Source organism: Rhizobium sp. 01T437 (assembly GCF_056398505.1).
In genome coordinates this window covers 20,514-29,098 of the sequence record NZ_JBFTPM010000043.1, presented here as the reverse complement: position 1 = coordinate 29,098, position 8,585 = coordinate 20,514, and the positions used below count along the sequence as shown (strand labels likewise).

Genomic DNA, 8,585 nt, shown 5'->3' with positions numbered 1-8,585 from the left:
ATAGCCGAGCTTGGTCCCTTCCATGCCACGCGCCGCCCAGTCGATCTCGGAGGCCGAACAGGCCCATGCCTTCCCCGAAAAAAGTGACGAGAACGCTTCGCAGAACGGACGATCGAAGCCGGCATTATGGGCAACGACGAGATCGGCGGACCCGACGAGCGCACGCAGCGTGCCGGTGTCGATCATCTGACCGGCAACCATCTCGTCGGTAATGCCGGTCAGTCGGGTGATTTCCGCCGGTATCGGGTTCATTGGCTGTTGCAGCCCGCTATAGACATCTGTGACATCGCCGATCGTGCCGGATGGATCGAAGGTGAACGCAATGGCGCCGATCTCGATGATCTCGTCGCTACGATGGTCAAGACCCGTCGTTTCGAGGTCGAGGATCACGCCTCTCAAGAGAAATTCGGGGCGCGGGGCGACGGCGACCGGCTGCGGTTCGATCCTGGTCAGGATCCGATAGCGGCCCGTCGCCTTCAGATGCCGGATCATCGCCGCTTCGTTCGTTGCACCCGAAGGCGGGCGCTTCGGCTTCGCAGCGCCTGGCTTCGTCACTGGCCTGGTCTCTTCCGAAACAAAAAAATCGAACTGCTGCGTCATTCGCTCTTTCAGGGGTTTTCAGAAGCGGCCTTCCCCAACGCCATCTCAACGACGCATTTATAATCCCTTCGTTTCGAAAATTCATCAAGCGTCGTGCCACACCCTAAGCCACAGCCAAAAGCGAAAAGACCGTGGTAGACAGGTGGCAGCCCCTCGCCCAGCGCTTGGATAGTAGCAAGCAGGAATCATGGCAGGACGTTCCTGCAAGGTCCCTCGCGGGAAACTGCAAAATTGCCTCTTGCAATTATACTATGTACGCATATACTAAGTGCACATATCATCTAGGAAAGAAACGATGACCTCACAGTCCGCCTGGCAGACGCAATTCAGCATTGAAACAGCCGCGAGCCCCGAAGCCGTCTGGGCGCTCTTCTGTGACGTCCAGGGATGGCCGCGCTGGAACGCTGGAATCGAAACGATCGCGCTGGAAGGGCCGTTCGCTGCCGGCACCGGTTTCGTGATGAAGCCGCCTGGGCAGGATGCGTTCCGCTCGGTTTTGACCGAGGTGCGCGAGAATGAGTGCTTCATCGACGAGACCCACGTCGGCGACCTCATCGTCACCGTTACACATAGAATTGAGCCACTCTCACGGTCACGCACTCGCATCACCTATTCCGTCGATGCGCGCGGATCTGAGGCTGCCGAAATCGGCCCGATGATCTCGGCCGATTTCCCCGACGTCCTGGCTGCCTTGGCGGCCGCTGCCGAAGGAGCTTGATCATGGCGGGATGGCTTGGTGTGGTGTCGCGCGCGCATGTCCAGCGTGGCGTGTCCGGCGGCTTTGCGCAGGTCTGTCACGGCAAGGCCGCACCGCTGCGGCGGATGCAGCCCGGCGACTGGCTGATCTACTACTCGCCGACAACAGAAATGGGCGGCGAGGCGCTGCGTAATTTCACCGCGATCGGCGAGGTCATCGATGAAGACGTGTTCGAGCACGACATGGGTGGTGGCTTCGTGCCGTTCCGCCGCCGTATCCGCTACACTATCGCGCGGGAAATCTCGCTCGCCGCGCTCAAGGACGAACTCGATCTCTGCGCACAGCCGAATTGGGGCATGGCGCTTCGGCGCGGGCACCTGAAACTGTCGCCACGTGATTTTTCGACCATTGCTGGCGCCATGGGCGTGACGCTATCGGTTGCGGCGTGATGAGCAAAAAAGAGCCGCCGCCGTTGCCCACGAGTTTCTCAGGCCCCGGAGAAAGTCCGGGCTTCCTGCTATGGCGGGTGTCGAATGCCTGGCAACGCCAGCAGCGAGCGGCGCTACAGCCGCTAGGGCTGACGCATTCGCAATTCGTGATCCTGGCCTGCGCCACCTGGTTCGGCGACAAGGAACCGCTGAGCCAGGTGCGGATTGGCGAGCTCACCGGCGTCGACCCGATGACGACCTCGCAGATCGTGCGTTCGTTGGAGAAGCTGAAATATCTGACACGGCGACCGCATCCCGACGATCCCCGCGCCAAGCTGGTCGCGGTCACTAGCGTCGGCCGCGCGCTGGCACAGAAGGCTGTGATGGTCGTTGAGGAGACCGATGCCGCTTTCTTCAAGCCTGTCGTCGGCAACGCACGCGATCTGGTCAAGCTGCTTCAGACGCTCAACCGGAATTCATAGGTCGTCGCGGTTAGACGACGACAACCCGTAAAATCGAACTGAAGGCACCCATGCCTGACATGATGGTATCGCACAGACTCAAGACCTTTGGGCCTGCTTATGTCTTTCAATACCTATCTGTCACCTAGCTCTCGACGGCCTGGGTTTTGCCCTTCAGACCGTTGGCAATTGATGGGCAAGGGCACGAAAGTCATCAACATTGAACCAAAGGTCTGCGTGGAACCAGCTTGGGCTCTGCGTTCTTGGGCGTTAGCGGCCATAGTGCCGCCACAGAGTTCGGCCCAATCATGCTTGTATAACAAGCGGATGGCATAAAATGAGATTGCTGGCATTCCTCGCTGCAGCCCTTTTGCTGACGGTCTTTAACGCTCAAGCCCAAGTTTATGGGCGGTACGATGGCTACGACGATTACGGTGGCTATTATTATGACGATCCATATAGCCCTTATCCGCCACCTCCCCCTTACTACGAGCCAACGCCTCGATATCAGGAACCCTCGCGTGAGCGCAGGCAACGGTCGACACAGAGCGCACGGGGAACGATCGTCATCGCGACACGCGAGCATACGCTTGTCTACACGACGGCATGGGGTGAACAGTTTGCCTACCCCATCGCAGTCGGGCGCGAAGGCAAACAATGGTACGGGTCGACGCGCGTTGTATCCAAGCGCGAGCATCCCGAATGGCGGCCAACTGCAAGCATGCGACAGAAAAATCCAAGGTTACCAGCCGTCGTAGGGCCAGGCCCGTCAAATCCGCTCGGTACCCGAGCGATCTATCTTGCCGACGGACTGCTACGCATACACGGCACCAACGACCCCTCTTCTATCGGCACCAACGCGTCGAACGGATGCTTTCGGATGTATCGCGAAGACGTCGAGGAGCTATACGAGATGGTGCAGCCGGGGACCCAGGTGATCGTCCAGCGGTAGCCGGATATCGCTTGACCGAACTATCGGGGGCTCGCCTCTGCTACTTCAAGAAAGACGGGGTCTGACCTGCGTTCCATAATTTCATGACCGTATCGCCGTCCATGGCGGTGAGCGAGGCGCACATCAAAATCGCAGCAATCATTGCGCTCGCACCGGACCGTTGGGTGGCGTCTTGTAGGGATAGTGCGGCCAGCACCACCAGCGCGTCGCAGACGATGTGCCTTGAGACAGGCCAAAACCTCCCCGTTCTTCGCATTGGGGGATCGAGCAGCAATGCTCAACGACGACATTTGCGCCTGGTGCCGAAGAATGGCTCTCAATGCTCACGAGATTTCCGTCCGCCATCCAATTGTCAGTGAAACCGTCGTCCGGCCTTTTCCTCGTATCGGCTGACCGCCGCTTCCACGTAGTCAAAGAGGTTTTCGAAGAACTTCAGCTCGTCCAGATGCCTATGCAACTTGACGACAATGTCCTCGGGTTTCTCGCACTGAAACCAGAACGCCGGCGTGGCAACGTCATGTGGTTCGTTGCCTCCGGCCTCCACGACAACCATACGAAAGATGCCGCAGCCATCGCCGGAACTGGCATCGATTGCGATATCGAAACAAGCGCAGGGCGTGTCGGAAGCGCGATTGAAAGCTGTTGCCGTCAGAAGCTCGGCACCGGTCCGTCCCTCGACGGCAGTCCGGAGGTTCCTGTGCGTCGCCTCGCGCTTCAGGGGAACCAAGGGTCCCCAATAGACACCGGCAAAGGGAGATACTTTTACATCAGGCACAGCTTCGCCATCGTTCGAATGCGTTCGCATCGTCGTTCTCCTGCCTCAGATTTTTCGGATTGGTGTTCGTCACACCGCTAATGTTCTTATTATGTTCTCACGACGACCAAGAGTCAATCACATGCTCTCGGCGTCTAATTACGACGCGAAGCGACGGCTCCGGTGGCTGGTCCGGGGCACGACCGTCGTGCGACGAAAATCCTGCTTTCCTTCTCCACATCCATCCGGACATTCCGAAACGCGTCATCGTCCCCTGACCAACCCCAAGCGGATCGGATCACGAAATCGCAAGCCCCATCGGGATCCGGCGCTTGTCGGTTTCAACTCGGTGATCGTCAGGCCGTATGCAGGGAAACCTGGTCTTTCGAGACCCTATGTCTCGGTGAGGCCAGCAATTCTCTGACAAAGGTCACGATCTGCCCCTCCCGGCTGGCGCTTTCGATATCCCACCCAAATTTCCAGGCATCGTGCCGTGCCAGCCAGTCTCCAAGCTCATGACGGCCGGCCGCAGGCATTCTGCTCGGGTCCAGATACGGGTTTTCATAGGCCTTCAGCCCGAGAACATAAGCTCTCGCCCCAGCCTCCTGCAGATCCATCAGTTCTTCGATTGTCATGCGCCTCGATCCCCGAGTGAGGGAGATGATAACAAGACGCCTTGGGCATTCAAGGCTATCCTAATTAAAGCTTCTGCTTAGGTTAATATCGATGTCCGATAGACAGTTCGACTATGCGACACCACCCTGTACAACGTGGCGCTTCGACACTCGCGGTGAACCTGAATATTGCCACGCCGTTAACTATCCCCGCTCTTGATCCTGGCAAAAAAAGCGGTTCTCACTATTGATCTTCAAAAGAGGAGCATCATGAGAAAACTGTTTCTGATCGTCGCCGGTGTCCTGCTTGTCGGAACACCCGTCCTTGCCCAGTCGAGCGTGACGGCCACGCATACGAACCAGCTGATCGAGCACTATCGTGCCTATATCGGCGAGGCCGATCTCTTCAATTCAAAAGGAACGCGGCTCACGCAGCCCTGGCAGATCATTCGCCAGGATCGGGCGAATTTCCATCAGTACGGCGTTCGCGACAATGATGACCAGTCGGACTCCTTCTTTGCCGACCCGGCCAATCGTCAGTCGCTCGAGGCCATGCTGCGCAACGGAACGATGACCGGGGAAGCTGCGGCAATGATCGTTCACGGCAATGTCTGGATTGACGTCGATATCTATGGCAGCCAAGGGACTGGACGCTGGATCGACGTGACGGTTTCCGACTGACCACCCGCCTGTCCAGCCGCAGCGCCGGAGCGCGATTTGTACGCGCTAATACGCGCCGCGCCGGTGGGCGGTTTTCGCCCGCTGGATTGTGATCCTTCTTCGCTATACAGCGAGAAGGTATCTGTTGCCGAGCCCATCACTTTTAGGTGCAATTTTATGACAAGAAAAGTTTATCTGGCCGGCCCGGAGGTCTTCCTTCCCAACGCCCGTGAGATCCTCGACCGCAAGGCAGCACTTGCCCGTGAGGCGGGACTTCTCCCGCTCTCGCCCGGCGATCTGGAAATCCCGCACACGAACTCGAAGCGCGAGCGGGCCGCAGCGATAAACGCGGTAGACGAGAAGATGATGATCCAGGCTGACGCAATCATCGCCAATCTGACACCCTTTCGTGGCATTGCCGCCGATACCGGGACGGCCTTCGAACTCGGCTTCATGTGCGCAAGCGGTAAGCCTGTATTCGCTTACACGAATGTGGCACGCGATCACAGCGGACGAGTGAGCGATCTTTATGGCGGGGCCGTCGCGCATGATGCGGAAGGTCGACTGCGTGACCCGAACGGGATTGCGATCGAGGATTTCGGCCTGGCCGACAATCTCATGCTACATGCCGGGATTGAGCGACGCGGTGGCGTCCTCATCATCGGAGACGCACCGCGGGATGCGCTCTATACGGACCTTGCCGCGTTCAGGATGTGTCTTGCCGTCGCCGTTGAGAAGCTGCGCTAAAGTGGTCAGTCCCGGCGCTTGATGGATTGGGGTTTAGGGTAAACCTTTCGGGTTCTCTGCATGCGCAGCGTCGCCATCCATGCGCAGCGTCGCCATCCATGCGCAGCGTCGCCATCAAGGTGATCAGCGTAGACGTCGTTGTGCGGTACGGTAGCCGCCTCAGCCTTGCTGGCCGAGATCCGTCATGGGCGCTGGCATGGATCAGCACATCATGGACGATCAGATCGTCGCGTTGCGGCAGCGACGAGAAGGGCGCGACATTGGCCGCAAATCCGCTTCCGAAATAGAGGACCCTTTCAATCCCATAAATCGCAGCCGCTCCCGCTTCGAGCGCCTCACGTGTTCATTCAGTTGGTTTGTCTGCCTTGCCGCCCAGGAGATGAATGAGTTCCATGGGGAACGGGAATATGATCGTCGAACTGTTTTCCCCGGCAATAACGTTCAACGTGCTCAAGTAGCGCAGCTGCATTGACAACGGTTGTCTGGCCAGCATTTCAGCCGCTTCCACCAGCTTTGCCGCGGCCTGCTGCTCGCCCTCGGCATTTATGATTTTCGCACGCCGCTCGCGTTCTGCCTCAGCTTGCCTGGCAATCGCACGGATCATCGACTCGTTGATGTCGACATGCTTGATCTCAACATTGGCCACTTTGATGCCCCACGCGTCTGTTTGGGCGTCGAGCATTCTCTGGATATCTTCGTTGAGCCTGTCGCGCTCCGCGAGCATCTCGTCGAGATCGTGCTTGCCGAGCACCGAGCGCAACGTCGTTTGGGCAAGCTGGCTCGTGGCTGCCATGAAATCCTCGACCTGAATCACCGACTTCTCCGGATCGATGACCCTGAAGTAAATCACCGCGCTGACTCGAACCGAAACGTTGTCACGGGAGATGACGTCCTGGCTGGGGACGTCGAGCACGCGCGTGCGCAGGTCGACCCGAACCATTTGCTGTACGTAGGGAACAAGTAGGATCAATCCGGGGCCTTTCACGCCGGTAAATCGACCAAGTGTAAAGACGACGGCCCGCTGATACTCGCGCAAGATTTTGATCGCGTTCGCCAGGATGATCAGTAACAGGACGACTGCGACGATATAGAAGATGAAACCTCCAATCATGGTCATGTGCGCTCCTCCTTGCTTTCTTTCTTGCGGGGATCACGGGTGACCTCGAGGGTTAGCCCATTTCTGGCAATGACCGTCACGTCGTCTCCGTCCGTGAGCGGTTCGGCGGAGGCGGCGCTCCAGCGCTCTCCATGCGCGACAATGTAGCCGGTCGTGCCCGTCCAACTGGAGACTTTCCCTGAAATGCCGATCATCTGCTCCGCACCGGTCACCACGGCACGCCGGCGCGCGCCGAATGCAAGGCGAACGACAATGAGGCTGAAGGCGAGTGCTGAGACACCGATACCAACCAGGACCTGCCGGCTCACTTTCAGATCGGGCACATCCGTATCGAAGAGAATGGTTGCGCCCAGGACGAGGGCGACCACACCGCTAAGGCCGAGGACGCCGAATGTCGGTGCATGCGCCTCGGCGACAAAGAGAGCAACCGCAAGCACGATGAGGCCGATGCCGGCGTAGCTGACCGGTAGCATTGCCAAGGCGTAGAGACCGAGCAGCAGGCATATGCTGCCGACTGTTCCCGGGATAACCGCTCCGGGCGTGAGAAACTCGAATATCAGGCCGTAAATACCGATAACCATCAGAATGAGTGCGACATTCGGGTCGGCGATGACCGAAAGCATGCGTGTTCTCCAGTCAGGCTCGATGCTCTGGACAGCGAGACCCGTCGTATCAAGCCGGATGTCCGTTCCTCCTGCCCGTACCGTGCGACCGTTGGCTTTCGCCATCAGCTCGTCGACGCTGAACGCGACGAAATCGATGACTTTTTCGCGTTCGGCCGCAGTCGATGAGAGGCTGGCTGCGTCGCGTACCGCCTTTTCCGCCCAGTCGGCGTTGCGATTACGCAACTCGGCCAGCCCCCGAAGATAGGCAGCAGCGTCGTTCACTGCCTTTGCCTCTGCAGCGTTGGGCGACTGTCGCTCCTTGCTGTCGCCGTTCTGGCCGTTGTCTTGTCCGCTCCCACCGAGGGCAATGGGCGTTGCGGCGCCCAGATTGGTACCCGGCGCCATGGCGGCGATATGACTGGCATAGAGGATGTAAGTGCCGGCACTGGCCGCGCGGGCGCCGCTCGGAGCCACGTAGCTCGCGACCGGCACAGACGAGGCAAGGATTGTCCGAACGATGTCCCGCATCGACGTATCGAGACCGCCGGGCGTATCCATTTGCAGGACGACCAACGCCACTTTACGATCGTTGGCAAGCTGGATGGCGCGTATCACATAGTCGGCGGACGCGGGGCTGACGGCGCCATTCAATCGCAGCAGTAAAGCGACGCGTTCCGAGCCCGCTGTCGGGGCGACGGAAAACAGGAATGCTGAACCCCAGATCAATGCCAAAGCGAAAATACGGATTGCCTCTCGGCAATACCTCCGGGGCCGCACGGTCACCCGATCAATATTCATACACTCAAATATACGCCAGATTTACCAAAAGATAAGGCAGAAGTTTCTTCACCGAAGAGGCAGGCGACTTACCAGTTCAAATTCGAAACTCGACTTGTCCTTGTCGATCAACCAGGTGATTGCGGGAAGGCGGAGGACACCCGACGTGCCTA

Annotated in this window: 11 protein-coding genes and 1 pseudogene; 6 read left to right on the top strand and 6 right to left on the bottom strand. The window is 58.6% G+C overall.

Annotated features, from left to right (window positions below):
- Positions 1-600: 3'-5' exonuclease (locus AC1DM5_RS35700; RefSeq protein ID WP_477824396.1), on the bottom strand; the 600-nt coding region annotated here is incomplete at its 3' end.
- 295 nt (positions 601-895) lie between these two features.
- Between AC1DM5_RS35700 and AC1DM5_RS35695 the strand changes: the two genes are divergently transcribed.
- The 4 genes from AC1DM5_RS35695 to AC1DM5_RS35680 all read left to right on the top strand — a co-directional run bounded on the left by AC1DM5_RS35695 (position 896) and on the right by AC1DM5_RS35680 (position 3,138).
- Positions 896-1,318, top strand: a complete 423-nt coding sequence (locus AC1DM5_RS35695; RefSeq protein WP_477824395.1) for an SRPBCC family protein — start codon at positions 896-898, stop codon at positions 1,316-1,318.
- A gap of 2 nt (positions 1,319-1,320) precedes the next feature.
- Positions 1,321-1,746, top strand: a complete 426-nt coding sequence (locus AC1DM5_RS35690; RefSeq protein ID WP_477824394.1) for an EVE domain-containing protein — start codon at positions 1,321-1,323, stop codon at positions 1,744-1,746.
- Positions 1,746-2,207, top strand: coding sequence for a MarR family winged helix-turn-helix transcriptional regulator (locus tag AC1DM5_RS35685; RefSeq protein WP_477824393.1), 462 nt, complete (start codon positions 1,746-1,748; stop codon positions 2,205-2,207). The genes AC1DM5_RS35690 and AC1DM5_RS35685 overlap by 1 nt, the downstream gene beginning before the upstream one ends.
- A 316-nt stretch (positions 2,208-2,523) precedes the next feature.
- The gene (locus AC1DM5_RS35680) at positions 2,524-3,138 is read left to right on the top strand and encodes a L,D-transpeptidase (protein WP_477976863.1); all 615 of its coding nucleotides are present in this window, start codon (positions 2,524-2,526) and stop codon (positions 3,136-3,138) included.
- Between the two features lie 352 nt (positions 3,139-3,490).
- Here the strand turns inward: AC1DM5_RS35680 and AC1DM5_RS35675 are convergent, their stop codons facing one another.
- A complete protein-coding gene (locus AC1DM5_RS35675; RefSeq protein WP_477824057.1) occupies positions 3,491-3,943 on the bottom strand; it encodes a hypothetical protein in 453 nt (150 codons plus the stop codon).
- Positions 3,944-4,248: 305 nt separating this feature from the next.
- The gene (locus tag AC1DM5_RS35670) at positions 4,249-4,527 is read right to left on the bottom strand and encodes a CrpP-related protein (RefSeq protein WP_477824056.1); all 279 of its coding nucleotides are present in this window, start codon (positions 4,525-4,527) and stop codon (positions 4,249-4,251) included.
- 249 nt (positions 4,528-4,776) lie between these two features.
- Here AC1DM5_RS35670 and AC1DM5_RS35665 point away from each other — a divergent pair, with 249 nt between their 5' ends.
- A complete protein-coding gene (locus AC1DM5_RS35665; RefSeq protein ID WP_477824055.1) occupies positions 4,777-5,187 on the top strand; it encodes a hypothetical protein in 411 nt (136 codons plus the stop codon).
- Between the two features lie 156 nt (positions 5,188-5,343).
- A complete protein-coding gene (locus AC1DM5_RS35660; RefSeq protein ID WP_477824054.1) occupies positions 5,344-5,913 on the top strand; it encodes a nucleoside 2-deoxyribosyltransferase in 570 nt (189 codons plus the stop codon).
- Between the two features lie 92 nt (positions 5,914-6,005).
- On the opposite strand, the pseudogene AC1DM5_RS35655 reads toward AC1DM5_RS35660, so the two are convergent.
- From AC1DM5_RS35655 to AC1DM5_RS35645, 3 genes and pseudogenes are all read right to left on the bottom strand, one after another.
- Positions 6,006-6,250 (bottom strand): annotated as a pseudogene (locus AC1DM5_RS35655) (8-amino-7-oxononanoate synthase); the annotation flags it as partial.
- 6 nt (positions 6,251-6,256) lie between these two features.
- Positions 6,257-7,030: a slipin family protein gene (locus AC1DM5_RS35650; protein WP_477824053.1), complete on the bottom strand. Its 774-nt coding sequence runs from the start codon at positions 7,028-7,030 to the stop codon at positions 6,257-6,259.
- The gene (locus AC1DM5_RS35645; RefSeq protein ID WP_477824052.1) at positions 7,027-8,433 is read right to left on the bottom strand and encodes an NfeD family protein; all 1,407 of its coding nucleotides are present in this window, start codon (positions 8,431-8,433) and stop codon (positions 7,027-7,029) included. The genes AC1DM5_RS35650 and AC1DM5_RS35645 overlap by 4 nt, the downstream gene beginning before the upstream one ends.
- Between the last annotated feature and the right edge of the window lie 152 nt (positions 8,434-8,585).

Excerpts from the sequence above, each read along its gene's own strand:
- AC1DM5_RS35650 (WP_477824053.1), bottom strand. The coding sequence starts at position 7,030 with ATGACCATGATTGGAGGTTTCATCTTCTATATCGTCGCAGTCGTCCTG.
- AC1DM5_RS35645 (WP_477824052.1), bottom strand. The coding sequence starts at position 8,433 with ATGAATATTGATCGGGTGACCGTGCGGCCCCGGAGGTATTGCCGAGAG.
- AC1DM5_RS35665 (WP_477824055.1), top strand. The coding sequence starts at position 4,777 with ATGAGAAAACTGTTTCTGATCGTCGCCGGTGTCCTGCTTGTCGGAACA.
- AC1DM5_RS35690 (WP_477824394.1), top strand. The coding sequence starts at position 1,321 with ATGGCGGGATGGCTTGGTGTGGTGTCGCGCGCGCATGTCCAGCGTGGC.
- AC1DM5_RS35680 (WP_477976863.1), top strand. The coding sequence starts at position 2,524 with ATGAGATTGCTGGCATTCCTCGCTGCAGCCCTTTTGCTGACGGTCTTT.
- AC1DM5_RS35660 (WP_477824054.1), top strand. The coding sequence starts at position 5,344 with ATGACAAGAAAAGTTTATCTGGCCGGCCCGGAGGTCTTCCTTCCCAAC.
- AC1DM5_RS35670 (WP_477824056.1), bottom strand. The coding sequence starts at position 4,527 with ATGACAATCGAAGAACTGATGGATCTGCAGGAGGCTGGGGCGAGAGCT.
- AC1DM5_RS35695 (WP_477824395.1), top strand. The coding sequence starts at position 896 with ATGACCTCACAGTCCGCCTGGCAGACGCAATTCAGCATTGAAACAGCC.
- AC1DM5_RS35685 (WP_477824393.1), top strand. The coding sequence starts at position 1,746 with ATGAGCAAAAAAGAGCCGCCGCCGTTGCCCACGAGTTTCTCAGGCCCC.
- AC1DM5_RS35675 (WP_477824057.1), bottom strand. The coding sequence starts at position 3,943 with ATGCGAACGCATTCGAACGATGGCGAAGCTGTGCCTGATGTAAAAGTA.